A 23,542-nucleotide genomic window follows, 5' to 3' on the forward strand; every position below is an offset into this window, starting at 1 on the left:
ACACCGTAGCGCCGATCGCGGTGAACGCACCCGGAAGAGCTCTTGCCGATCCAGGTGCTCGCTAAGAAGTTTGTCCTGATACGCCCGTGTTCATCGTGGTGATTGGATCGCGGAGCCGTGTCCGCCTATTGGCAAGGACCAATAGGCCGAGCACGATCAGCGTCCCCCCGATCGCGGTGCGCGCCTGCGGGGGCTCGCCGAGCACCATCACGCCGGTGATCGCTCCAGCGACGGGTTGCAGGCTCAGCATCAGCCCGGCTCGTGAGGCGCTCACCGATGGGATGCTTCGGTTGAATGCGATCATCGCCGCGATGGTCGAGGCGAGCACTGCCACGGCGGCAAGCAGATGCGCAGGTCTCGCGGAGCTGAAGTGGCTGCCCTGGGTGGCCCACGAAACCGCCACGAAGGGACTGACGGCGAGGGTGGACCCGGCGAATTGCCAGGCGGTAAGACCCAGTGCCGTCGGTGCGGAATGTGCCGTGTGCCGTGACCAGATGACGTAGACCGCGCCGCAAGCCACGGCCGCGATCACCAGCAGGTTGCCGACGGTTTGATCGGCGGCTATCTCATTCGGCTCGCCGGCGGTCAGCGAAACCAGGCTGGTTCCGGCCAGCCCGAGAATCAGCGCGACGACGCCGGGCAGGCCGATACGCTCACGCAGCACGAGCACCGCCAGCGCAACGGTCATCAGAGTCTCCGTCCCCAGCAGCAGCGATCCGCTCGTCGCGGTGGTCCGGGCCAAACCGAGGTTCTCCAACAGCCAGGTCAGGCCCGGCAACATGACGCCTTGGGCCATCGCACGCACGGCGCCATGGGTGTGGAGTTGCCCGGCAACGACCGCGGCGAGCACAAACACAACCGTTGCTCCGGCCAATTCGACAACCAGCATGTCCGCGGGGGTCAGGCCACGCAGCGCGAGTACGGTCAGCGCGCTGCCGACTCCAAAGGCAACCGCGGCCGCCGCGACGCCAACCTCACCTCGGTGCGGGTTAGTCAACGCAGTTCCTCCCAACACACAGACTGTACTTCAAAGTACAGACACTGTACTGTCAAGTACAGTCAGATCCGCTCGACTTGAGGAACCGAAAATGTCACCTATCGCCACGGCCGAGTCGTCCACCGCCGAGCCCGACCAGCTGCAGGCGCGGACGGAAATCACCCGCCACTGGGGGCGGGTGCCCAATCTCGGTGCGGTACTTGCCTTGTCGCTGCCCATGACACGAGCGGTTCTGGCGTTCGACGACGCGCTCAGCGAAGGTGGCATCACCGGCGCGGAGGCTGAGCAGCTCGCCATCGCCGTGTCACAGGAGAACGGTTGCGCGTATTGCCTCGCGGCCCATAGCGCCGCCGCGCGTGCCTACGGCGTTGCCGCCGAGGACATTGCGGCCGCACGCACAGCACACGCATCCGATCCCAAGACCGCCGCCGCGCTGCGCTTTGCCCAGCAGCTCATCCGCACGCGCGGGCATGTCGATGAGGAGCAGATTGCCGCCGTGCGCGCGGCCGGCTGGCGTGACGCCGACATCATCGAACTTGTCGGGCACTCACTATCGACGACGCTGAGCAACTACCTGCACCATCTCAGCAAAGTGCCGATCGACTACCCCCCAGTGGAGTTCGCGCAGGAAGACTCCTCGGGCGCGTGAGTGGTCAAGCGTGGCTTAGCCTTTGCGCGATTTCGCCTTTGGGCGCGGTGCCAACGCCGCGTCCGTCACCGTGCGCAGCGCCCGGCGCAAGGGTTCGACGCTACCGCTGACGTCAGCGAGCAGCAGTCCGCCCTGATAGGCCGCAAGCAAGCCGGCCGCCAGGACCGAAGGGTCGGTACCGGCCAGCAATTCGCCATTGCCTGCCACTCGGCGCAATCCCGTGGCGAAAATCTCTTCCCAGCGGGCAAACCCTGCCGTCAGCGCCGCGCGGGCGGCCACCGCATCGGGGTCGAGTTGATAGACCAGCGATCCGATCGGGCAGCGGACGGGATCGGTCGAGGACGCGGCTTGCCGAGTGGCGTTCTCGCACCAGGCGCGCACATCGTCGGCGGTCGACATGGTGTCGAAGGACGGCTGTATCGACGAGATCACCCGCTCCACTTGAAAACCCACCACGTCGGCGACCAAGTCGGACTTGTCGGCAAAGAAGTGGTACAGCTGGCCGCGACCCACTCCCGCGGCGGTTCCGATCTCGTCGAGCGTCGTCGCGCGCACGCCCTGCTTGTCGAAAAGCAGGCATGCGGCTTCCAAGATGCGGCCTACCGTCGCGCGTCCTCGATCGGTTGTCGGATTCGAAATCACTCAACCACTGTATCAAACAGTCCAATTACTGTACTGTGAAGTACAGTAGCGTCTAACCCCGGAAGGACATTCCATGAGCCTCGCCGTCGGGACGAGATTTCCCACAAGGATCGCGGTGGACGGCCCCAATGGACCCCTGGAGTGGTCTGCCTTGCTCTCCAGCGGTCCGCTCGTGGTGGCTTTCCATAGGTTGTGGTGCCCGTTCTGCCAACAGGCGGCTCGCGAACTCGCCTCGGTCAAAGAGCAACTCGACGCCGCGGGAGCCCACGTCGTCATCGTCTACCGCGAAGACGTCGAGACGATTGCGCGTGCCCGCGCCGAGCGCGGCATCCCGTTCCAGTGTGTCAGCGATTCCGACCGTGAGCTCGAGCTCGCGACGGACGTCCAGAAATTCTCCGTCGCCCGCTACGCTGCGTTCTCGCCCAGGAAACTGATCCATGCGCTGCGGTCGGGAAGCCATGTCGGCAGAGCCAATTCGGACTTCCTGCAAGGCCGCAGCACGTTCGTCGTCGACCGCGATGCGCGCGTCGTTTATGCGCATCAAAGCAGGACCGCGGCCGACATCGCGCCGATCGAGGAAATCTTGGCCGCCATCGCGTCCACCTCCCAAGCTGGCACGCATGACCGTTCCGGAACCTGACGACATTGCCATTGGCGGCCAACAGAAATGTGCGGCAATGTCATTCGGCGCAGTGGGGCAGCTATGAGCGGCGTTGACATCCGCACCGCGCGGCCAGCTGACTTTGCACGCGTTTTGTGCCTGGCGACGGCGTTCTACCTCGAAGACGGATTCAATACGCCGGCTTCAGAGCTTCGTGAGAACCTGGCGGTGTTGCTCCGCGCGCGCACCGCCCGAGTCGCGATCGCCCGCCGGCGCCACGACATCGTCGGCTTCGCCATCACGACGCTTGGTTTCGGACTCGAACAGGGCGCCGTTGCCGAACTCGAGGATCTCTTCGTCGAACCCGCTCATCGACGAGAGGGAGTCGCAACCGCCCTCATCGACGACAGCGCCGAGTGGGCCCGATCACGCGGTTGCGGCAACCTCGAAGTCGTCATTGCGCCCAACGGCAACAACGTCGCCCGCCTCGTCGCTTACTACGCGCGCAGAAACTTCACCGACCATGGCCGACGACTTCTGGCCCGAAACCTCGCTATCCCAGCCCCGCCATCCGGGAGGCGTTGATGCATCCCGGGTTTCGAAAGTCTCCCGCTGAACGTTTGGTCTGGTACGGCGGATTGATGATCCGTTACGGCATGATCGTGCCGATCCTGTGGATTGGCGCGGCGAAGTTCACTGCCGGAGAGGCGAACAGCATCGCACCGCTCATCGCCAACCAGCCCTTGATGGGATGGATCTATTGCATCCTCGGCGTGCAGACGGTCTCGGACATGATCGGTGTCATCGAAATCGCCGCGGCCATCCTCATTGCGCTCAAGCCGCTTGTCCCGCGGATATCGGCCGTCGGCAGCGGACTCGCGTTCGGACTGTTCCTGGCTACCGTGAGCTTCCTCTTCACGACACCGGGTGTAGTGGACATTCGAACGGAAGCGATTCCCATCCTGACCGACACGGGTGGGTTCCTCGTCAAAGACCTTGCGTTGCTGGGAGCGGCGGTTTGGACCCTCGGCGATGCTTTGGACGCGAACGATTCTCGACGCCTATCGGCACGTACCTGCCCGCGGCCGGCGAATTAACGTTATGGCTACCGGCCGGGGAGGGCCTCGGCCGCGTCGGCGCCCAGCATGCCGTCCTCGACGGCGACTTCACAGACGCAAGGCCGTGCCCCGTTGTGCACCCACCGCGACAGCCGGCTGCCCTGCTTGCGCATCACGTGCTGCACGTAGACCTTGTCGCGCTGCACCCGGGAGAACGCCATGTCCAGGTTGACGGGCAACCCCGCCCACTCGACCTGGCCCGGCGCCGACGCCCTGCCGTCGGGATGCAGCGGACACTCCCGCCGCGGGCAGACTTGCCTTTCAGAATCGCGAGCCACGCTGTCACTCCTTTTGGTACGCGACCTAATGAGTGAATCCTGCGTCAGCGATGTTTCAGCGGCGGGTGTGCGACGTTTCCGTCGTATTACAGGCCGCGGGCCCTAGTAGACGTCGCGGTGGTAGCGCTTGTCGGCGCTCAGCGATCGCACGTACTCCCGCGCCGCATCCGGGTCTAGATTGCCCTGTTCAGCGGCGATTTCGCAGAGCGCGCGGTCGACGTCCCTGGCCATGGGGTCGGCGTTGCCGCAGACGTACAGCTGTGCGCCGTCCTGCAGCCAGCGCCACAGCTGGTCCCCGCGCTTGCGCATCAGGTGCTGCACATAGACCTTCTCGCGCTGGTCGCGCGAGAACGCCAGGTCCAGCTCGGTGAGCAGCCCGTCGGCCCGCATCTGTTCGATCTCGTCGCGGTAGTAGAAATCGGTCGCGGCGTGCTGTTCGCCGAAGAACAGCCAGTTCGGTCCGGTGTGGCCGAGCGCGCGGCGTTCCTGCAGGAAGCCGCGGAAGGGGGCGATCCCGGTGCCCGGGCCGATCATGATCATCGGGGTGTCCGGGTCGCTGGGCGGCCGGAAGTTGCTCGACGGCTGCAGATAGACGGCGACGCGATCGCCGGGGGAGCGGTCGGCGAGGTAGGTCGAACACACCCCGCGGCGCGGGACGCCCTGGAAGTTGTAGCGCACCGGCGAGACCGTCAGGTGAACTTCTGCCGGGCACTCCTTGGGGCTCGACGAGATCGAGTAGAGCCGCGGCTGAAGGCGTTTGAGGACCCGCAGCCACTCGTGGGCCGACGCGTAGACCGGCAGCTGCGCCAGCAGGTCCACCAACTGGCGTCCCCACGTCCAGTTGCTCAGCTCGGCCTTGTTCTCCGGCCTGAGCAGCTCGGCAAGTTTCTGGTTGCCAGTGCGCTCCTGCACGAAACGCACCAAATCCCGGCTGATGTGGGCGATCTCGATCCGCTCGGTGAGCGCGGAGCGCAACGACATCAAGCCGTGCTCGCCGACCTCGACCGGGGTCTGCCCGTCCAGTCCGGTGACCGACAGCCATTCGTCGACCAGCCGGTCGCTGTTGCGCGGCCACACCCCGAGCGCGTCACCGGCCTCGTAGCTGATCGTGTCCTCGGGCACACGAAACACCAACTGCCGCACGTCCTTCGCCGACTCCGGCCGGCCCAGCTTGATGTTGCGGGCCATGTCAGTGATCAGGGGACGCTTCTTGGAGTAGCCGACGGCTGCGGCCCCGTTCGCCGGCCGGGCCGGCTTGGCGACCGTGGCGGTGACCGCGCCGCCCTTCCTGCCGACCGGCGCGGGCGTGCGGGCCAGCGCCTCGATGACCCCACCCAGCCATTTGGCCGCGGCGTCTTCATAGTCGGGTTCGCAGTCGACCCGGTCGACGATTCGGGTCGCTCCCCGCTCGGTGAGCCGCTCGTCGAGCTTGCGGCCGTGGCCGCAGAAGTCGTCGTAGTTGGAGTCGCCCAGCGCGAGCACGGCGTAGCGGGTGTCGGTGAATCGCGGTGCGCTATCGGACGTCAGCGCCCGCCACAGCCCGGTGCCGTTGTCCGGCGGGTCGCCGTCACCGGTGGTGCTGGTGATCAGCAGCAATTCCCGCGTCGCGGGAAGCTGCTGCAACGGGAAGTCGTCCATGGCGTGCAACGCGACCGGCAGGGCGGCCTCGCGCAATTGCGCGGCGACATCGGCGGCGAGTTCCTCGGCATTGCCGGTCTGCGACGCCCACAACACCACGACGGGCGCCCGTTCGGGGGCGGGGCCGGGGTCGGGTGGAGTGATCGGGGGCTGCTCGGCGGCCGGTGCCGGCGCCGTCTGGGGCGCCTCGGTGCGCGCGAACAGCCCGGCGAGCAGGCCGTCGACCCATAGTCGGGTGGTGGAATCGAACGGGGCGTTTTGGGGCAGGGTGGGCACCCCGGAGCGGCGTCCGGCTTCCGTGCGTAACCCCGCGACGAGGCCGGCGAGGTAGGAGCGGCCGAGCGGACCGAACTGCGGCGCCGGTTCGTTTGCCACCCCGAGGAGTTCGGCGAAGGCGTCGACGCGGGCCAGGCTGATCTCGCCGTCCGTCGGCACGGCGTCGCTCGAATCGGGTTGCGCGACGGCGACCTTGGTGAGGGATACCGCGCAGGCCTTGAGCTCGGGTTGATGGGAGACCGGGTCGACGGCGTCGTTGGTGACGGCGTTGATCGACAGGTACTCGCCGAAGACGTCGTTCCAGTGGAACGGCGCAAAACAGTTGCCGGGCCGGACCCGGTCGGTGATGACGGCGGGCAGCACGGCCCGGCCGCGGCGGGAGGCGATTTCGACCGGGTCGTCGTCGCGGATCTGTAGGCGGGCCGCGTCGTCGGGATGGATTTCGACGAACGGCCCGGGGTTGAGCTTGTTGAGTTTGGCCACCTTGCCGGTCTTGGTCATCGTGTGCCACTGGTGCGGCAGGCGCCCGGTGTTGAGCAGGAACGGGAAGTCGTCGTCGGGCATTTCGTCGGGCAACAGGTGTGGGCGGGCGAAGAACACGGCGCGACCGCTCGGGGTGGGGAAGGCAAGCCGGGGCGTGGTGCCGTCCTCGCGGACCAGCCGGGCCTGGCTGACACCGTCATTCAGGTAGCGGATGGGGTTACGGTCGGCACCGTCGGGCGGGCACGGCCACTGCAGTGGCGTCCGGTGTAACCGAGAGTAGCTGGCGCCCCGCAGGTCGTAGCCCGTCGCGGGGTTCCAGAATCGTTTGATCTCCTCGAACACCTCCTCCGCGGAGTCATAGCTGAACGACTCGGAAAACCCCATCGCGCAGGCGATTCGGGCAATGATCTGCCAGTCCGGCAGCGCTTGGCCCGGCGCGCCGAGGGCCGGCTGGAACAGGGTCAGGTTTCGCTCGGAATTGACCATCACCCCTTCGGCCTCCGACCACAGGGCGGCCGGCAACAACACGTCTGCATACCCGTTGGTCTCGGTCTCCAGGAACGCGTCCTGGGCGATCACCAGCTCCGCCCTTTCCAGGCCGGCCAGTACGGTCCTCCGGTTCGCCACGGAGGCAATGGGATTGGTGCAGACGATCCAGCAGGCCTTGATCTGGCCGTCGGCCATACGGGAAAACAAGTCGACGGTACCGGTGCCGACCTCGGTGCGTAGCGATCCGCGCGGAATGCCCCACTGGTCCTCGACGAATTCCCGGTCGGCGGCCGAGGCCACCGAGCGCTGACCGGGTAGACCCGGTCCCATGTAACCCATTTCGCGGCCGCCCATGGCGTTGGGCTGCCCGGTGAGCGAGAAGGGACCGCTGCCGGGTTTGCAGATGGTGCCGGTCGCCAGGTGCAGGTTGCAGATCGCGTTGGTGTTCCAGGTGCCGTGGGTGCTCTGGTTGAGCCCCATCGTCCAGCAGCTCATGAAGTTTTCGGCTTCACCGATCCAGCGCGCCGCGGTGCGGATGTCTTCGCTTGGGATACCGGTGATTTCACCGACCCGTTCCGGGCTGTACTGCCCGAGGAAGCTCGGCATCACCTCCCAGCCTTCGGTGAATTCGGCGATGAATTCGGGATCGGTGTGGCCGTTTTGGACGATCAGGTGCAGCAGCCCGTTGAGCAGCGCGAGATCGGTCCCGGGGGCGATCTGCAGGAACAGGTCGGCCTTCTCGGCGGTCGCGGTGCGGCGCGGGTCTACCACGATCAGCTTGGCGCCCGCCTTGACGCGTTCCATCATGCGCAGGAACAGGATCGGGTGGCAGTCGGCCATGTTGGAGCCGATGACCAGGAACACGTCGGCGGCGTCGAAATCCTGGTATGAGCCGGGCGGTCCGTCGGCGCCCAGGGACAGCTTGTAGCCGGAACCCGCGCTGGCCATGCAGAGCCGCGAATTCGACTCGATCTGGTTGGTGCCGATGAAGCCCTTGGTCAGCTTGTTCGCCAGATACTGCGCCTCGATGGACATCTGGCCGGACACGTACATGGCGAAGGAGTCGGGGCCGTGCCGGTCGATGATCGCCCGGAGCCGCTGCGCGCACCGAGTTATCGCGTCGTCGATGTCGATCGGCTCGAGGGGCTCGCCGCGGTCGGCCCGCACGTGTGCCGATTCCATCCGGCCGGGCGCGGCCAGCATGTCGGATGTGGTCGTGCCCTTCGTGCACAGCCGGCCGAAGTTGGCCGGGTGGCTTTTGTTTCCAACAGCTTTCGTAACGTGACGACGGCCGCTTGCCCGGTCCGCTGTGACTTGCAACACCATGCCGCAACCGACACCGCAGTAGGCGCACATGCTCTGCACGGCGTCCCCGCGAACGCCATGGGGCTCTGTGGCCACGCCTACTTTCCTCCCCTCGAGCGCAAAAGGGCCTAATGCACCAAATAGTGCGGCAACGATGTTTCGGCATCGGGTGTCCGATGTTTCCGCCGTTTTACGGCTTCCTTTCACCGGATCCGGGCTAGCGTGTGAGGTCCCCGGAACGCCAGGTAATCGCAGGTCAGCGCTGATCCGCGACGTCGGCCAGATTACCCGTGTTCACCGGTGATTTGGCCCTCAGAAGCACGCTTCCGACGAAACAAATGGGACATTCACAGATTTCGTTAAGCTCACAATGTGCGCCGCCCATTTGTGATTCTGCTGATCCTGTTGGTGTCGGCCTGTGGGGGTAAACCGACGTCGCCGCCGGCATCGCGGGGCGATGCCTGCAAAGATTCCGACGGTCCGACCGCCGACACGGTGCGGCAGGCCATCGCCTCGGTGCCGGTCGAGGTGCCGGGCTCGATGTGGGTCGAAATCGCGCGGGGGCACACCAAGAAGTGCCGGCTGTACTGGGTTCAGATCATCCCGACCATCGCCAGCGAGTCGACGCCGCAGCAGTTGCTCTTCTTCGACCACAACACCCCGCTGGGCCCGCCCACGCCGAACCCGAAGCCGTACATCACCGTGTTGCCGCCCTCCGACGACACGATCACCGTTCAGTACCAATGGCAGGTCGGCAAGGACGAACCATGTTGTCCCACCGGAATCGGCACGGTGAAGTTCCAGATCGGAGCCGACGGCAAGCTGCAGGCGCTCGGCAATATCCCGCATCAATAGCGCTGGCGCACAACCGGACCCGCCGAGTGTGGGGCCTATGGACGAATTCAATGCGGTTTACGTACCTAAGGCCCACAGCCGGCGCCCAAACCCAAGCCGCAGAAAGTGTCAGCCCGGCAGGTTCTCCGGGTGCAGCATTTCCGCGTACCGCAGCGGCTCGGGGATGCCGAATCCGTCGACCAGCGTCTCGGCGTAGGGGCGCAGCTTGCGGCATCGGTCGTTGATCCCGCGGGTGACGGCCTTGGCCCGCCCGGTCGACAGGTAGCCATGCTCGATGTACCAGGCCTTGTCGTCCTCGATCACCGACAATGCGTACAAGTCGCAGACCATTTCGAGTAGCTCGCGGGCGTCCGCGTCCTCGCAGGAGTCGATCCCGGCGACGAACGCCTCCAGCACTATCCGGTCGATGTGCGCGCTCGCCGCGTGCAGCACGTGATCCTGCACGGCGTTGAACGCGTCGAATTCCGACATTTCCTTGGATTTGCCTTGTAGTCGGCGCGCCACCGAAGACAAAAGGTAGTCCTCGCGTTCCTCGAACATGGTGACCTGGGTGCCGCGGTTGAACAGGCTGCCCTCCTCTTCGCTGTCTTGGCGGGCGTCGATGATCGTCTGCATAATCGCCTCGGCCGCAGTGCGTTTCCGCACCCGCTCACCGACGGTGTTGGCGGCGAAGCGCACCCATTCGACGGGGCTCATGCTGCGGATGTCGTCGGCGTATGCCGTCAGCAGCTCCTTGGCCACCAATTGGGTCAGCACATGGTTGTCGCCCTCGAACGTGGTGAACACGTCGGTGTCGCCGCGCAGGCCGATCAGCCGGTTCTCGGCCATGTAACCCGCGCCGCCGCAGGCCTCCCGCGCCTCCTGGATGGCCCGGGACGCGTGCCAGGTGTTGGCCGCCTTGAGCCCCGCGGCCCGCGCTTCCAGCTCGCGCTGCTCGTCGGCGTCGGGGGCGTCCGCGGTCTGGATGTCGTGGCACTTGCTGACCAGCTCGTTCTGGGCGAACTGCAGCGCGTATGACCTCGCGATCAACGGAAACAGCCGGCGCTGATGCACCAGGTAGTCCATGATCAGCACCTCGGTGTCGTCACCCGGGGCCTTGAATTGCCTGCGCTGCAACGCATATCGAGTCGCGATGTCCAGCGCCACGCGCGCCGCGGCGCCCGCGCTGCCGCCCACCGTGATCCGGCCGCGAACCAGCGTGCCCAGCATGGTGAAGAACCGGCGGTTGGGGTTGTCGATCGGCGAACTGTAGGTGCCGTCCGGTGCCACGTCGCCGTATTTGTTCAGCAGGTTCACCCGCGGGACGCGGACGTGATCGAAGACGATGCGGCCGTTGTCCACACCGGGCAGGCCGCCCTTGTACTCGCAGTCCGACGTCGTCACCCCGGGCAGGTCGTTGCCGTCGGCGTCGCGGATCGGGACCAGAACGCAGTGCACGCCGTGGTTGACCGGCTTTCCATCCTCGGTGGTGATCAATTGCGCGAAAACCGCTGCCATGGTGGCGGTTTGGGCGGCGCCGCCAATGTAATCCTTGCGGGCCGTCGGGGTGGGGGAGTCGATGACGAACTCCTCGGTCTCGGCGTCGTAGGTCGCGGTGGTCTCCACCGACTGGACATCGCTGCCGTGCCCGGTCTCGGTCATCGCGAAGCAACCGCGCAGCTCGAGGCTGATGATCTGCTTCACGTACGCCTCGTGGTGGCGCTCGGTGCCCAAGTTCTCGACGGCACCGCCGAATAGGCCCCACTGGACCCCGGCCTTGACCATCAGCGACAGGTCGGACATCGCGAGCATCTCGATCATCGTGATCGCCGCCCCCACGTCGCCGGTGCCACCGTGCTCCTTGTGGAAGTTGTCGGCGGCGGCCCCGAACGCCGCCATGATCCGCATTTGCTCGGCCACCTTGGTGCGGGCGATCACCGTGTTCGGTGTGTAATGCGGGCGGAACAGCTCCTCGGTCATCGTGGCCCGCATCCGGTTCTTCACGTCGCGCCACCGCCCGTCCAAGGCGTTGCGCAGATGTTCGGCGGTGCTCTTCGTGTCTGGTGCCATGAAAGGACGGTAACCCGCTGCTCAGGCCTTGAAACAGACCTTGAATAACAATCGCCCAACGTGCAATGGTTGCGGGTCTCGGGCCGGATTTTCGCGCTGAGTGCACGCTCGCCCCGCGCTGCGGGTGTCATCATCAAGCCATGCCGCAGTATCTGGCCGCTGCCATGGTCGTGCTCCTGATCGGCACCGTGATCGGCAGAGTGGTGCTGCTGCGCAGAACCGGCACTCGAGCAATGCATTTCGGGAAGCTCGACAAGACCGACTTCCTGATCCCGCCCGTCGCGCTGTTCTACTTCTATACGGTGCTCGCCGCCGCCTTCGGTTGGCCCCTGGCCAGCCGTCAGCGGTTTTTCCATTCGACGCTTGTCGCCTGGCTGGGAGTGGCTTTCTGCCTGGTTGGCGTCCTGATCCTGGTGCTCAGCCTGGTGTCGTTCGGCAACAGCTTCCGGGTCGGCATCGACACCGACCAGCCCGGCCGACTGGTGACGACGGGCATATTCGCGGTCAGCCGCAATCCGATCTATGTCGGGTTCTTCGTTTTCCTCGTCGGCCAGCTCCTGGTATTCCCCAACTGGGTTCCGTTGATCTACCTGCTCGCCGGCACCGCGCTCTTCCACCGGCAAGTGTTGCGCGAGGAGGGGTTCATGCGGCAGCGATACGGCGACGAATACGCCGACTACTGCCGCCACGTCAGGCGGTACGTCTAGCGCGCAGCCGGTAGAGGGCGAAGCCGGCCGCGCCGGCGCCGAAGCCCAACAGCATCACCATGTCGAAGATCCACCAGCCCGAATAGTGCGTCCACATCAGGGCGTCGGCGGCGAGCGCGTCGACCCTGCGCAGATCGGCGACCGACGCCGACGCCGCAAAGCCCCACTGGGCCGGGACGAACCAGGAAATCTGCTGAAAGCCCCACTTGCTCACCAGCTGCACCAGGCTCCCGTTGAACAGCAGCGACGCCAGGATCACCAGCACCAGCAACGGCAGCACCTCACGCAGCCGGTTGCCCATCGCGGAAAGCGCCAGCCCGACGACCGCCGACACGACGGCCGTCGCGCCGACGCTCAGAAATAGCTCGGCCGTCGCCCCGCCGGAGAAGCCCAACAGCACCGGGCCGTGCACCGGCCCGCCTTTCACGACGATGACGATCGCGAAGAAGACGGCCGTCAGGAGGAGCGCGGCCAGGCCGAAGACGACGATCTTGGCGCCCAGGTAGGCCGGGGCCGACAACCCGAGCGCCTGCTCGCGGCGGAAGGGACGGCGCTCTTCCACCAGCGTGCGGATGGTCAGGGCGGTGCCCACGATCACCGCGGCGATGTTGAGCGCGGCCAGGATTTCGATGGCTTCGTGCGGGTTGGAGCTGCTCGGGTTGGGCCGCTCCAGCCCGGAATCGCCGGGGATCAACAAGGCCAGCGCCGCCAACACGAAGGGCAGGATCGCCAGGAACAGGAAGTAGAGGTGGTCGGCGAAGAGCAGGCGGAGCTGACGACGGGCGAGCAGCCGGACTTGCCGCTTGGTGGCGAGCTTTTCGGGCAGCGGCCACGGCGCGGCGACCTCCGGCGGCGTGGGCGCGATGGCCGCTGGTTGCCGCACCCGAAACTCGCGGTGCGCGCCGTCGGGATCGGCGCCGACCTGCTCGAGGACTCTGGCCCAGTCGGTGCTGCCCATCGCGGACTCGACCTGCAACGGCGTCCCGAGGAAAGCCGTGGCGCCCCGCGCGGTCAGGACCAACACCTGGTCGCAGAGGTTGAGGTTGCTCAGCGACGAGTGCGGCGGCATCGCGACCACCACGACACAGCCGATGTCGGCCTGCCGGCGCAGGACCGCCATCACGCTGTCTTGCTGCGGCGCATCGAGCCCGGCGCCGGGATCGTCGACCACCAGCAGCGTCGGCCGGGTGACCAGTTCGACCGCCAGCGACGCGCACCGGCGCAGCTCGGGTGGCAGTTTGCTGATCCGCGTCGCGCGGTGGGGCGCCAGCTCCAGCTCCTCGAGCACCTGGTCGACCACCCGCCGGCGATGCTCGGCGGCGGTGTCCGGCGGCAGGCGCAGCTCGGCGGCGTAGCCCAGGGCCTGTTCGACCGTGAGCCGCGGATGCAGGCACTCGTCGCCGCGCACGATCCCGATGCGCGAGCGCATCGACTCGGGCTCGGCGTGCACGTCGTGGCCGTCGACCGTAATCGTTCCGGAGCTGAGTTCCCTTGTGCCGGCCAGCAGTTCGAGCAGGGCCGAGTTGCGCGCCGCCGACGGTCCCACGATCGCGGTCAGCGTCCCCACGGCCGCCGTGAACGAGATGTCCGTGAGCACCTCGTGCCCGTCGACCGTGAGTCCCAGCTGGTACGCGGTGACCCCGCTGGTCCGCGCGCCGGATCGCAGCGGCAGCCGGTATGTCGTGTTGCCCTCTTGAGTGCGGAAGGAGGGGCTCGGGGTCGGCAGCTTCCGTGTGGTCATCCGCTCGATCAGGCCCGGAGCGTCTGACGGTTCGTCTGCTGGGGCCTCTGGGGCCTCGACGACTTCCGGGGCCTCCACGACGGACGGGGGCGCCGGGGGTTCTGGCGGGGCGGGCGGCGGCGCCGGGGGTTCCGGCGGGGCGGGCGGCTCGGCCGCGGGCGGCTGGGGTGGCGGGATCGGGATTGGCTGGGTGCCGCGCTCGGTCGGCGCCCGCAAGTTGGGATCGTCGGGGCGGTTCCGGGTGACAGGCGGTGGGGGCGCGGGACGGGCGGGGCGTGGCGGCGGGGCCGGGGGCCGCCCGGGCGGCGGGGCGGGGGGACCGATCTGGAAAACCAGCCGCGGGCCGCGCTGCGGATCGCCGATCGTGATCGCCTGGCCGGAGTGGATGTTGACGGTCGGCACCCGCGAGCCGTTGACGAACATCCCGCGGGGGCTGTTGTCGATGGCCACCCAGTGGCGGCCGGTGAACCGCAGCACCACGTCGGGGTGGGGCGCCGCCGCATTGCCCGGCGGCCCCAGCGGGATGTCGACTCCCGGGCCGTAGCCCACCAGCACGTCACGACCGGGCGCGAAGACGTACCTCGTCGGTCCGACCCATACGGTCAACGGGGAGGCCGGGAAGGCGGAAGCCTCGGGCCGCATCACCGCCACCTTTCGTCGCCGCCTCCAGACATTGATTCCATGTCTACCCGCCGGCGGGCTGACGTCACAGCGTGTGGCGGCGCGGCGTCGCCGACGCGTTCTCGAGCAGCCGCCGCAGGACCTCGACCGCCTGCTTGAGCACCTCGCGGTCGGCCGGCTCGAGCAGGGCCAACTGCGGTTCGATCGCGGCGGCCCGGTCGGCCCGAACGGCGTCGAGCGTGCGTATCCCGTCGGCCGTGATGCGGATGCGGACCGCCCGGGCGTCGCCGGGGTCGACGGTCCGCGTCACCAGGCCGGCGTCCTCCAGGCGGCGCACCTGGGTGGTCATCGTCGGTTGGGAACAGTGGTCGACGCCCGCCAGGTCGCCGATCCGAGCCTCGCCGTGCGCCTCGATGGTGGCGAGCAGCCGGGCCTGCGCCGCGGGCAGCGGCATCTGGATGCGCTGGGTGGCCAGCCGGTTGAGCCGGGCGACCACGGCGAGTAGGTCGGCCCCAAGGCCGGACTGGGGTTCGGTGTTTGCGGCGTCAACGACATCAGTGTGGTTGGCGGCGGATGCGTTCATACATCCATGGTTGCATAGCTTTGCTAAGCGAGGCGAACGCCACACGCGTCGCCGCAAAAACCCAGCGTGCCGGGTGTGGCGCGGGGACTTGCCGCTGCGGCCTGGCAGAATCGGTGAGGTGACCGTCCCCCGACCATCCCGATCACGCCACCGGGGTGGACCGCTGCGACCGGTCGAGTTGGCGCAGGCCGCCGTAATGGGCGCGCTGTGCGCGGTCATCGCCATCCTCTCGGTGGTCGTCCCGTTCGCCGCGGGACTGGCGTTGCTGGGCACCGTGCCCACCGGGCTGCTGGCCTACCGCTACCGGTTCCGCGTCCTGATGGCCGCGACGGTCGCGGCCGGGATGATCGCCTTCCTGATCGCCGGGTTGGGCGGCCTCATGACCGTCATCCATTGCGTCTACATCGGCGGTCTGACCGGAATCATCAAGCGCAAGCGCCGTGGCTTGCCGACGGTGATCGTCTGGTCATTGGTCGCCGGCCTGGCGTTCGGTGCCGCCGACGTCATCGGCCTGACCGTGATGACCCGGCTGCGTCACCTGATCTTCGACGTCATTACCGCGGACGTGAACGGCGTCGCGGCCTTCCTGACGCGCGTACACATGCACGGCGTTGGCGAGGACTTGAAGCGGTATTTCGCTCTCGGCGTGCAGCATTGGCAGTTGCTGGTGCTGCTCTATTACCTCGTCGGGATCCTGGCCGTGTCGCTGATCGGCTGGTGGGCGCTGTCTCGCCTGCTGGACCGGATGCGCGGCATCCCCGACGTGCACCAGTTGGACGCGTGGGACGGAAGCGGTGCCGAGGAGGGCCCCGTCGGGCCGGTGCCGGTGCGGCTGGACAAGGTGCGCTTCCGTTACCCCGGTGCCCGCCAGGACGCGCTGCGCGAGCTCAGCCTGGACCTGCAGGTCGGCGAACACGTCGCGATCACCGGACCCAACGGCTCCGGAAAGACCACGCTGATGCTGATTTTGGCCGGCCGCGAACCCACGTCGGGCACTGTGCAGCGCCCGGGCGCGGTGGGCCTCGGCAAGCCGGGCGGCACCGCGGTCGTGCTGCAGCACCCCGAAAGCCAGGTGCTGGGCACGCGGGTCGCCGACGACGTGGTCTGGGGTCTGCCGCCCGGCACCAAGATCGACGTGGACCGGCTGCTGAGCGAGGTCGGCCTCGACGGGCTCGCGCAACGCGACACGGGAAGCCTCTCCGGTGGCGAGCTGCAGCGCCTCGCGCTCGCCGCGGCGATGGCCCGGGAGCCGGCGTTGCTCATCGCCGACGAGGTGACCACCATGGTCGACCAGCAGGGACGAGACACGTTGCTGCGCGTGCTGTCCGATCTGACCAAGCGCCACCGCACCGCCCTGGTGCACATCACGCACTACAACAACGAGGCCGATTCCGCCGACCGCACAATCGATCTCAGCGATTCCCCGGATAACGCGGGCATGGTCGAGACGGTGCCGGCGCCGGCCGGAACCAATGGGGCCACGGCGGTCAACCGCGGCTCGCAGGCTCCAGTGATCGAACTCGTCGGCGTCGGCCACGTATACGGCAGCGGCACCCCGTGGGCCAAAACCGCACTGCGCGACGTCAGCTTCACCGTGGAGCAGGGAGACGGCGTGCTGATCCACGGCGGCAACGGCTCGGGCAAGTCGACGCTCGCCTGGATCATGGCCGGGCTCACGGTGCCCACGTCCGGAACCTGCCTCATAGATGGTCGGCCCATCCACGAGCAGGTCGGCGCGGTGGCGTTGTCGTTCCAGGCGGCCCGGCTGCAGCTGATGCGCAGCCGCGTCGACCTGGAAGTGGCGTCGGCGGCGGGCTTTTCGCCGCGGGAGACCGATCGCGTCGCCGAGGCGCTCGCCGTCGTCGGACTCGATGCCGCCCTGGCCAAGCGGCCGATCGACCAGCTCAGCGGCGGTCAGATGCGCCGCGTGGTGCTTGCCGGCCTGTTGGCCCGTTCGCCGCGGGCCCTGATCCTCGACGAGCCGCTGGCCGGGTTGGACGCCGCCAGCCAGCGCGGCCTGCTGCGGCTGCTGGTAGACCTGCGCCGCGAACAGGATCTGACGGTGGTCGTCATTTCGCACGACTTCGTCGGGCTGGAGGAGTTGTGCCCGCGCACCCTACATCTGCGCAACGGCGCCCTGGAGCCCGTGTCGGCCACGGCGGGGGGGATGGCATGACCGCAACCTCGACGCCGGACCGCGGCTCGACCCGACGCACGCCGCGTCCCGTCGTGCTGCTTGTACCCGTGCCCGGAACCTCCACCATCCACGAACTGTGGGCGGGCACCAAACTGCTCGTCGTCTTTGGAGTTTCGGCGCTGCTGACGTTCTACCCGGGCTGGGTGACGATCGGGTTGGTCGGGGCGCTGGTCCTGGCGGCGGCCCGGATCGCGCGCATCCCGCGCGGTGCGCTGCCGTCGGTCCCGCGGTGGTTGTGGATCGTCATCGCCCTGGGCGGCATCACCGCCGTGCTGGGCGGCGGCACCCCGAAATTTTCGATCGGCGGCCTCGAGATCGGACTCGGGGGAGGCCTGCAGTTCCTGCGCATCAGCGCGCTGTCGATCGTGCTGCTCGCCCTCGGCGCGATGGTGTCCTGGACCACCAATGTCGCCGAAATAGGGCCAGCGCTGGCCACTTTGGGCCGACCGTTCAAGCTGCTGCGGATCCCGGTCGACGAATGGGCGGCGGCCCTGGCCCTGGCGCTGCGCGCCTTCCCGATGCTGATCGACGAGTTCCAAGTGCTCTACGCCGCCCGCCGGCTGCGGCCCAAACGAATACCGCGGAGCCGCAAGGCCCGTCGCCGGCGGCACGCCCTGGAGTTGATCGACCTGCTGGCCGCCGCCACCACCGTTACCCTGCGGCGCGCCGACGAGATGGGCGACGCGATCACCGCCCGCGGCGGCGCCGGGCAGCTCTCGGCGAATCCGGCGCGGCCCAAGCTGGCCGACTGGGTGACGATCGCGATCACCGTCGCGGTCAGTGGGCTTGCCGTGGTGCTCGAGACGATCCTCCACGCGATGCCCTAGGCATGGCCGACGTTCGCCGCACTCGCAGCATCGCGGCCCGCCCCCAACAGATCTGGGACGTCCTTGCGGATTTCGGCGCGATCAGTTCGTGGGCCGGCAACGTCGACCACTCGTGCATTCTGTTCTCCGGAGCCGACGGGGCCGCCGTCGGCACCGCCCGGCGGGTCCAGGTCAAGCGCGATGCCCTCGTCGAACGCATCATCGAGTTCGACCCGCCGCGCGCCCTCGCGTACGACGTCGAGGGCCTGCCCAGCCGCGTGCGCAGGATGACCAACCGCTGGACGCTCGACCCGTCCCCTTCGGGCTCGACCGTCGTGGCGCTGACGAGCACGGTCGAAATCGGCGCTCGCCCAGTCCAAAAGCTCGCCGAAGGTATCCTGTGTCGGTTTCTCGCGCGACAGTCCGACGTGATGCTCGCCGGGCTCGCGAATCGATTGGAGAAAGCCCGTGTCTGATCGGCCCGACGTCGTCATCATCATGACCGACGAGGAGCGCGCGGTCCCGCCGTACGAGGCGCCCGAGGTGCTGGCCTGGCGCGACCGAATACTGAGCGGGCGCAAGTGGTTCGACGACCACGGCGTCAGCTTCGGCCGGCACTACACCGGCTCGCTGGCCTGCGTGCCCAGCCGCCCGACGATCTTCACCGGGCACTACCCCGACCTGCACGGGGTCACCCAGACCGACGGCATCGGCAAGACGGCCGACGATTCCCGCATGCGCTGGCTCCGCCAGGGCGAGGTGCCCACCCTGGGCAACTGGTTTCGGGCGGCGGGTTACGACACCCACTACGACGGCAAGTGGCACATCTCGCACGCCGACCTCGTCGATCCCTCGACCGGGCGTTCACTGCTGACCAACGACGACGACGGCGTCGTCGACGCCGCGGCCGTCCAGCGCTACCTGGACGCCGATCCGCTTGGGCCGTTTGGCTTTTCGGGATGGGTGGGTCCCGAACCGCACGGCGCGCTGCTGGCCAACGCGGGCATCCGCCGGGACCCGTTGATCGCCGACCGCGTCGTCGCCTGGCTCACCGACCGCTACGCCCGCCGCCGCACCGGCGACGCCGACGCGCTGCGCCCGTTCCTGTTGGTCGCCAGCTTCGTGAACCCCCACGACATCGTGCTGTTCCCCACGTGGTCGCGCCGGGGTCCGGTCAAGCCGTCACCGCTGGACCCGCCGGCGGTGCCCGCGGCGCCCACCGCGGACGAGGACCTGTCGACGAAGCCGGCCGCCCAAATCGCCTTCCGCGAGGCCTATTACTCCGGCTACGGCCCGGCACCGGCGATCAACCGAATCTACGAGCGCAGCGCCCAGCGCTACCGCGACCTCTATTACCGCCTGCACGCCGAGGTGGACGGGCCCATCGACCGCGTCAGGCGGGCGGTGACCGAGGGGGGTTCGGCCAACGCGGTTCTGGTGCGCACCGCCGACCACGGTGACCTGCTGGGCGCCCACGGTGGGCTGCACCAGAAATGGTTCAACCTGTACGACGAGGCGACCCGCGTTCCGTTCGTGATCGCGCGCACCGGCGAGCGGTCGACCGGGCCGCGCGTGGTGACCGCGCCGACGTCGCACGTCGACCTTGTGCCGACGCTGCTTTCGGCCGCCGGCATCGATGTTGCCGCCGCCGCGTCCGCTCTCGCCGCGTCGTTCTCGGAGGTCCACGAGCTGCCCGGCCGCGACCTCATGCCGATCGTCGACGGGGCACCCGCCGACGATTCGCGGGCCGTCTACCTGATGACCCGCGACAACATGCTCGAGGGCGACAGCGGCGCCTCGGGGCTCGCGCGCCGCCTGAAGCGGACCGTCAATCCGCCTGCGCCGCTGCGGATTCGGGTGCCCGCGCACACCGCCTCAAATTTCGAGGGACTCGTGGTGCGCGTCGACGACGCGACGGCGACCGGGGGCGCCGGGCACCTGTGGAAGCTGGTCCGCACGTTCGACGATCCGGCCACCTGGACCGAACCTGGGGTGCGCCACCTCGCGGCCAACGGGCTGGGCGGCGAGGCATACCGGACATCACCGGTGGACGACCAGTGGGAGCTGTACGACCTGACCGCCGACCCGATCGAAACCGACAACCGCTGGACGGATCCCGACCTGCATGACCTGCGCCAGCACCTGCGCACGCAGCTCAAGCATGTCCGGGCCGCCTCCGTGCCGGAGCGAAACCGCCCGTGGCCCTACGTGTCTCGGCGGCCACCGACGCCGTCACCGTCGAGGCTGGGCCGCCTGGTTCAGGCCGTGCGTCCGCGAGCCTAACCCCACTGCGAAAAATCGACCGGCATTTCGCGGGGCGGTCAGGCTCGCGCAGCGCGACGATTCGCGGTTTTCCGCGCGGGTCGCGGGCGATGCCCCGGATCGCACGCGTTCAAGGCGGCCTCGACGGTGGCGTCGAGCAGAATGTCGTCGATCGGCCCGATGGCTGGAATCACGGCCCGAAGCAACAACGGGCCGGTCAAAAGGTCGGAAACGACGCTAGGCTGCGCCGGTAGCGGGATCTCACCTCGCTCGGCTGCCCGGCCCAGCATTGCGGCCACGGAGTCGCGACGCGGCGCCATGAACCGCTCGAACACCACGTCGCTCAGATCGGAGTCGGCGTGCGCGTCGGCGAGCAGACCGGGCAGCGCGATCTGAATGACCGGGTCGTTGAAGAACTTGCGCTGAAGCTCCTGAACGAGCCGCAGATCCTCCGTCAGGTTTCCGCTGTCGGGGGCCGGGTCGACCCCGAAGCGGCTGACCAGTAACCCGACTACGAGCTCGCCCCGCGTTTTTGCCCGGCGGTAGATCGCGGCCCGGGTGGTTCCGGCAACCTTGGCGACACGATCGATGTTGATAGCCGCGTACCCATGCGAAAGCAGCACCGCCTCAACCGCATTCGCGATCGCGATGTCCAGGGTGGTGTCGCGCGGGCGACCTCGAAGGACCGACATGTGAACTCCAGCACCATAGCGGTTGACAGATTAACGATACACAGTGCACTATAAATCGATGCAAACAATTTGGGTTGTCGGCGCGACCGGCAAGGGCGGTCGCGCAATCGCTCGTGAACTCGTCGCCAGCGGGGCCGATGTCGTTCTGGTCGGCCGTGACCACAGCAGGCTGACCGGTGTCGCCGACTCAGTGGGCGGGCCGGTGCGCACCCAGGTGTCCTCTGGGCTCACCGAGTTGATCGAGCTGATCGGCGTCGAAAGGCCGGCGGTGGTGGTGAACACCATTGGCCCGTTTAGCGTGACCGCCATGCCCGTGGCGCGCGCGAGCATGGCCGCCGGAAGTCACTACGTGGATCTGGCCAATGAGTTGGAGCCGGTGCGCGAGCTACTGAAACTGGATGGCGACGCACGAACCCAAGGAGTCACGTTGGTTACCGGCGCCGGCTTCGGGGTGCTGGCCACTGAGACGCTGGTCATCGAGCTGCGCAGTGATCGGCCCGCGCAGCGCGCCAGGGTCGCCGCGCTGCCCGCCGTGGACGGGATGGGATCTGCCGTTTTGGCCAGCGTGATCGATGGTGTCGCTTACGGCGGGCGACGCTACCGGGATGGGCAACTGGTGCGTCGACGGCTCGGGGCCGACCACGCACGGATTCCGTTGCCCGACTTGCCCGCAGTGGATGCGCTCGCGGTGCCGACGGGCGAATTGGAGGCGGCGCACCGGGCGTCCGGCGCGGGCGATGTGCTCGCGTACTCCAGCGAGGTCCCAAGCGGACGAATGGTGCGGACGATGTTACCGGCGGCGTCGGCGCTGCTGGCGGTGCGCCCGATCCGGTCCGGGTTGCAGCGGCTCGTCAGCCGAATGCGGCTGAGTCCACCGGTGAAACCGGGCGACGTGTCCTGGGCGTACGCACGGCTGGAGTGGCCCGACGGCACCCACCGCGAGGCCTGGCTGCGCACCGGCGAGGGCTACGGGTTCACCGCGAAAGTGGCCGCGCACACCGCCGTACGGATCAACAACGGGGCTGCACGGGCCGGCGCGTTCACACCGGGCGCGTTGTTCGGCGCCGAGTTGGCCCGGGACGCAGGTGCAGAGATCATCACACGGGAGGGAGTGGCCCGATGATCGGCTCTGCCGTGCAGCGCCGCGAGCTACGGATCTCGGCCAGCGCCGGCGAGCAGCTTGACGCCTGGGCGTATCTGCCCGAGGGGCCCGGTCCGTTCCCGGTCGTAGTGATGGCGCATGGCATCGGCGGTATCAAGGCGGCAGGCTTGGCGCCGTTTGCTGAGCGGTTCGCCTGCAATGGATTCGCGGCGGTCGTGTTTGATTACCGGCATTGGGGGCGTTCCACGGGTCAGCCGCGGGAGTTCCTGTCGATCCGTCGCCAGCTCGAGGACTACCGCACCGCGCTGGGCTGGACGCGCGCGCAGGATGAGTTCGATAGTGCGCGAATCTTCGTGTGGGGCACTTCGTTTGCCGGCATGCACATTGTCGAGCTGGCCGCCAGCGAATTCGACCTGGCCGGCGCCATCGCGCAGTGCCCCCTGGTGGACGGGTTGGCGGGACTGGTCAACGTCCCGCCGACGCGGGGGCTGCGGCTGACCGCTCACGCGGTAGCCGATCTGGCCGGATCGGTACTTGGCCGAGGGCCGCGCTACCTGCCAATCAGCGTGCCGCCCGGGCAATTTGGCGTTATTTCCACGGACGACGCAATGATCGGGTACACCCGGCTCCACCCCGCCGACGAGTCCTGGCCCAACAAGATCACCGCTCGGTCGCTGCTCGACGTGACGGTCCACCGCCCGGTGCGCCGCGCGCGTAAGGCTCGGTGCCCGCTGCTGATGGTCGTGGCCGAACACGACACCATGGCTCCCGTCGGACCGGCATTGGCGGTGGCCACCAAGGCACCGCATGGAGAGCTCTATCGAAGTCGCGGTGGACATTACGATGTCTACGCCGGCGGGCTCGATCACGAGAACGTGCTGCGGTTCGAGGTGTCTTTCTTGCGCCGGCACGCCGGAATGCCCGACGACGCAGTCCGGACCGCTACGTCCGCATCCGGTCGATGAGGTTGGACAGCACGACGATGCTTTCGCTGCGTTCGATGTCCGCGCTCGAGCGGATGCGTTCCAGGGCCGCCTCCAAGTGCCGCATGTCGCGGGCCAGCACGTGCAGGATCGCATCCGATGTGCCGGTGACCGTCGCCGCGCTGACCACCTCGGGCATGTCCACCCACGCCGCCCGCAGCCGATCGGGTTCGATCGTGCCGTGGCAGAACACCTGCACGTAGGCCTCCGTCTTCCAGCCGAGCGCGTTGGGGTCGACGACCGTCGTGAAGCCCCTGATCGCCCCGTCGTCGAGCATCCGGTCGACGCGGCGCTTGACCGCCGGGGCCGAAAGATTCACCGTCTGGCCGATCTCCGCGAAGGTGGCCCGCGCATTTCTGGTCAGCTCGGCGAGGATCCGTTCGTCCGTCTCGTCCAGGCGGTCCATCCGTCGCTCCTTAACGAATCGCCGTGACACGCGCTTTGGCGCAACAAATCGATTATAAACAC

At 67.9% G+C, this 23,542-nt stretch carries 21 protein-coding genes; 12 read left to right on the forward strand and 9 right to left on the reverse strand.

Features of this window, described 5'->3' with window-relative positions; genetic code table 11:
- Positions 1-61: 61 nt before the first annotated feature.
- Positions 62-997 carry a DMT family transporter gene (locus AC5Y4S_RS18170; protein WP_500034081.1) on the reverse strand — a complete coding sequence of 312 codons (936 nt, stop codon included), beginning with the start codon at positions 995-997 and terminating at the stop codon, positions 62-64.
- A 91-nt stretch (positions 998-1,088) separates the two neighbouring features.
- Here AC5Y4S_RS18170 and AC5Y4S_RS18175 point away from each other — a divergent pair, with 91 nt between their 5' ends.
- Entirely contained in the window at positions 1,089-1,646 is a 558-nt protein-coding gene (locus AC5Y4S_RS18175; RefSeq protein ID WP_500034082.1) for a carboxymuconolactone decarboxylase family protein, read from the forward strand.
- A gap of 15 nt (positions 1,647-1,661) precedes the next feature.
- Here AC5Y4S_RS18175 and AC5Y4S_RS18180 read toward each other — a convergent pair whose 3' ends face one another.
- Positions 1,662-2,288 (reverse strand): TetR/AcrR family transcriptional regulator, encoded by a 627-nt coding sequence (locus AC5Y4S_RS18180; protein WP_500034083.1) that lies wholly within the window; start codon positions 2,286-2,288, stop codon positions 1,662-1,664.
- Positions 2,289-2,361: 73 nt separating this feature from the next.
- Here AC5Y4S_RS18180 and AC5Y4S_RS18185 point away from each other — a divergent pair, with 73 nt between their 5' ends.
- The 3 genes from AC5Y4S_RS18185 to AC5Y4S_RS18195 all read left to right on the forward strand — a co-directional run bounded on the left by AC5Y4S_RS18185 (position 2,362) and on the right by AC5Y4S_RS18195 (position 3,986).
- A complete protein-coding gene (locus AC5Y4S_RS18185; RefSeq protein ID WP_500034084.1) occupies positions 2,362-2,928 on the forward strand; it encodes a redoxin domain-containing protein in 567 nt (188 codons plus the stop codon).
- A 63-nt stretch (positions 2,929-2,991) separates the two neighbouring features.
- The gene (locus tag AC5Y4S_RS18190; protein WP_500034085.1) at positions 2,992-3,474 is read left to right on the forward strand and encodes a GNAT family N-acetyltransferase; all 483 of its coding nucleotides are present in this window, start codon (positions 2,992-2,994) and stop codon (positions 3,472-3,474) included.
- Positions 3,475-3,530: 56 nt separating this feature from the next.
- Positions 3,531-3,986 (forward strand): DUF417 family protein, encoded by a 456-nt coding sequence (locus tag AC5Y4S_RS18195; protein ID WP_500034086.1) that lies wholly within the window; start codon positions 3,531-3,533, stop codon positions 3,984-3,986.
- A gap of 8 nt (positions 3,987-3,994) precedes the next feature.
- Here AC5Y4S_RS18195 and AC5Y4S_RS18200 read toward each other — a convergent pair whose 3' ends face one another.
- The gene (locus AC5Y4S_RS18200; RefSeq protein WP_500034087.1) at positions 3,995-4,285 is read right to left on the reverse strand and encodes a hypothetical protein; all 291 of its coding nucleotides are present in this window, start codon (positions 4,283-4,285) and stop codon (positions 3,995-3,997) included.
- Positions 4,286-4,387: 102 nt separating this feature from the next.
- Positions 4,388-8,527, reverse strand: a complete 4,140-nt coding sequence (locus AC5Y4S_RS18205) for a bifunctional nitrate reductase/sulfite reductase flavoprotein subunit alpha (protein ID WP_500034604.1) — start codon at positions 8,525-8,527, stop codon at positions 4,388-4,390.
- Positions 8,528-8,863: 336 nt separating this feature from the next.
- Between AC5Y4S_RS18205 and AC5Y4S_RS18210 the strand changes: the two genes are divergently transcribed.
- Positions 8,864-9,331, forward strand: coding sequence for an LppP/LprE family lipoprotein (locus AC5Y4S_RS18210; protein ID WP_500034605.1), 468 nt, complete (start codon positions 8,864-8,866; stop codon positions 9,329-9,331).
- A gap of 108 nt (positions 9,332-9,439) precedes the next feature.
- Here AC5Y4S_RS18210 and AC5Y4S_RS18215 read toward each other — a convergent pair whose 3' ends face one another.
- Positions 9,440-11,380, reverse strand: coding sequence for an acyl-CoA dehydrogenase family protein (locus tag AC5Y4S_RS18215; RefSeq protein ID WP_500034088.1), 1,941 nt, complete (start codon positions 11,378-11,380; stop codon positions 9,440-9,442).
- A 140-nt stretch (positions 11,381-11,520) separates the two neighbouring features.
- On the opposite strand from AC5Y4S_RS18215, the gene AC5Y4S_RS18220 reads away from it, so the two are divergent.
- The gene (locus tag AC5Y4S_RS18220) at positions 11,521-12,087 is read left to right on the forward strand and encodes a methyltransferase family protein (RefSeq protein ID WP_500034089.1); all 567 of its coding nucleotides are present in this window, start codon (positions 11,521-11,523) and stop codon (positions 12,085-12,087) included.
- On the opposite strand, the gene AC5Y4S_RS18225 is transcribed toward AC5Y4S_RS18220, so the two are convergent.
- The gene (locus AC5Y4S_RS18225; protein WP_500034090.1) at positions 12,071-14,470 is read right to left on the reverse strand and encodes an ATP-binding cassette domain-containing protein; all 2,400 of its coding nucleotides are present in this window, start codon (positions 14,468-14,470) and stop codon (positions 12,071-12,073) included. The genes AC5Y4S_RS18220 and AC5Y4S_RS18225 overlap by 17 nt on opposite strands.
- A 64-nt stretch (positions 14,471-14,534) precedes the next feature.
- Positions 14,535-15,032, reverse strand: a complete 498-nt coding sequence (locus AC5Y4S_RS18230; RefSeq protein ID WP_068140006.1) for a MarR family winged helix-turn-helix transcriptional regulator — start codon at positions 15,030-15,032, stop codon at positions 14,535-14,537.
- Positions 15,033-15,150: 118 nt separating this feature from the next.
- Between AC5Y4S_RS18230 and AC5Y4S_RS18235 the strand changes: the two genes are divergently transcribed.
- The 4 genes from AC5Y4S_RS18235 to AC5Y4S_RS18250 are packed head-to-tail and all read left to right on the forward strand — an operon-like array spanning position 15,151 to position 20,318.
- Positions 15,151-17,208 carry an ABC transporter ATP-binding protein gene (locus tag AC5Y4S_RS18235; protein WP_500034091.1) on the forward strand — a complete coding sequence of 686 codons (2,058 nt, stop codon included), beginning with the start codon at positions 15,151-15,153 and terminating at the stop codon, positions 17,206-17,208.
- Positions 17,205-18,056: a CbiQ family ECF transporter T component gene (locus tag AC5Y4S_RS18240; protein ID WP_500034092.1), complete on the forward strand. Its 852-nt coding sequence runs from the start codon at positions 17,205-17,207 to the stop codon at positions 18,054-18,056. The genes AC5Y4S_RS18235 and AC5Y4S_RS18240 overlap by 4 nt, the downstream gene beginning before the upstream one ends.
- A gap of 2 nt (positions 18,057-18,058) precedes the next feature.
- Positions 18,059-18,511 carry an SRPBCC family protein gene (locus AC5Y4S_RS18245; RefSeq protein WP_500034093.1) on the forward strand — a complete coding sequence of 151 codons (453 nt, stop codon included), beginning with the start codon at positions 18,059-18,061 and terminating at the stop codon, positions 18,509-18,511.
- On the forward strand, positions 18,504-20,318 hold the full coding sequence (locus AC5Y4S_RS18250) for a sulfatase-like hydrolase/transferase (RefSeq protein ID WP_500034094.1): 1,815 nt from the start codon (positions 18,504-18,506) through the stop codon (positions 20,316-20,318). The genes AC5Y4S_RS18245 and AC5Y4S_RS18250 overlap by 8 nt, the downstream gene beginning before the upstream one ends.
- 38 nt (positions 20,319-20,356) lie before the next feature.
- Here the strand turns inward: AC5Y4S_RS18250 and AC5Y4S_RS18255 are convergent, their stop codons facing one another.
- Positions 20,357-20,953, reverse strand: coding sequence for a TetR/AcrR family transcriptional regulator (locus AC5Y4S_RS18255; RefSeq protein WP_500034606.1), 597 nt, complete (start codon positions 20,951-20,953; stop codon positions 20,357-20,359).
- Between the two features lie 94 nt (positions 20,954-21,047).
- Here AC5Y4S_RS18255 and AC5Y4S_RS18260 point away from each other — a divergent pair, with 94 nt between their 5' ends.
- Both AC5Y4S_RS18260 and AC5Y4S_RS18265 read left to right on the forward strand, forming a co-directional pair.
- Entirely contained in the window at positions 21,048-22,112 is a 1,065-nt protein-coding gene (locus tag AC5Y4S_RS18260; RefSeq protein WP_500034095.1) for a saccharopine dehydrogenase NADP-binding domain-containing protein, read from the forward strand.
- A complete protein-coding gene (locus tag AC5Y4S_RS18265) occupies positions 22,109-23,056 on the forward strand; it encodes an alpha/beta hydrolase (RefSeq protein WP_500034096.1) in 948 nt (315 codons plus the stop codon). The genes AC5Y4S_RS18260 and AC5Y4S_RS18265 overlap by 4 nt, the downstream gene beginning before the upstream one ends.
- Here the strand turns inward: AC5Y4S_RS18265 and AC5Y4S_RS18270 are convergent.
- On the reverse strand, positions 23,034-23,480 hold the full coding sequence (locus tag AC5Y4S_RS18270) for an Rv2324 family transcriptional regulator (RefSeq protein WP_067156435.1): 447 nt from the start codon (positions 23,478-23,480) through the stop codon (positions 23,034-23,036). The two genes, AC5Y4S_RS18265 and AC5Y4S_RS18270, sit on opposite strands and share 23 nt — an antisense overlap.
- Positions 23,481-23,542 lie beyond the last annotated feature (62 nt).

Source organism: Mycobacterium sp. NGS64, from assembly GCF_059812245.1.

Bases quoted from the DNA above. Each gene is read 5' to 3' on its own strand.
- AC5Y4S_RS18175 (WP_500034082.1), top strand. From the start codon at position 1,089: ATGTCACCTATCGCCACGGCCGAGTCGTCCACCGCCGAGCCCGACCAG.
- AC5Y4S_RS18185 (WP_500034084.1), top strand. From the start codon at position 2,362: ATGAGCCTCGCCGTCGGGACGAGATTTCCCACAAGGATCGCGGTGGAC.
- AC5Y4S_RS18190 (WP_500034085.1), top strand. From the start codon at position 2,992: ATGAGCGGCGTTGACATCCGCACCGCGCGGCCAGCTGACTTTGCACGC.
- AC5Y4S_RS18195 (WP_500034086.1), top strand. From the start codon at position 3,531: ATGATCCGTTACGGCATGATCGTGCCGATCCTGTGGATTGGCGCGGCG.
- AC5Y4S_RS18205 (WP_500034604.1), bottom strand. From the start codon at position 8,527: ATGTGCGCCTACTGCGGTGTCGGTTGCGGCATGGTGTTGCAAGTCACA.
- AC5Y4S_RS18215 (WP_500034088.1), bottom strand. From the start codon at position 11,380: ATGGCACCAGACACGAAGAGCACCGCCGAACATCTGCGCAACGCCTTG.
- AC5Y4S_RS18220 (WP_500034089.1), top strand. From the start codon at position 11,521: ATGCCGCAGTATCTGGCCGCTGCCATGGTCGTGCTCCTGATCGGCACC.
- AC5Y4S_RS18225 (WP_500034090.1), bottom strand. From the start codon at position 14,470: ATGCGGCCCGAGGCTTCCGCCTTCCCGGCCTCCCCGTTGACCGTATGG.
- AC5Y4S_RS18230 (WP_068140006.1), bottom strand. From the start codon at position 15,032: ATGAACGCATCCGCCGCCAACCACACTGATGTCGTTGACGCCGCAAAC.
- AC5Y4S_RS18240 (WP_500034092.1), top strand. From the start codon at position 17,205: ATGACCGCAACCTCGACGCCGGACCGCGGCTCGACCCGACGCACGCCG.
- AC5Y4S_RS18245 (WP_500034093.1), top strand. From the start codon at position 18,059: ATGGCCGACGTTCGCCGCACTCGCAGCATCGCGGCCCGCCCCCAACAG.
- AC5Y4S_RS18260 (WP_500034095.1), top strand. From the start codon at position 21,048: ATGCAAACAATTTGGGTTGTCGGCGCGACCGGCAAGGGCGGTCGCGCA.
- AC5Y4S_RS18265 (WP_500034096.1), top strand. From the start codon at position 22,109: ATGATCGGCTCTGCCGTGCAGCGCCGCGAGCTACGGATCTCGGCCAGC.
- AC5Y4S_RS18270 (WP_067156435.1), bottom strand. From the start codon at position 23,480: ATGGACCGCCTGGACGAGACGGACGAACGGATCCTCGCCGAGCTGACC.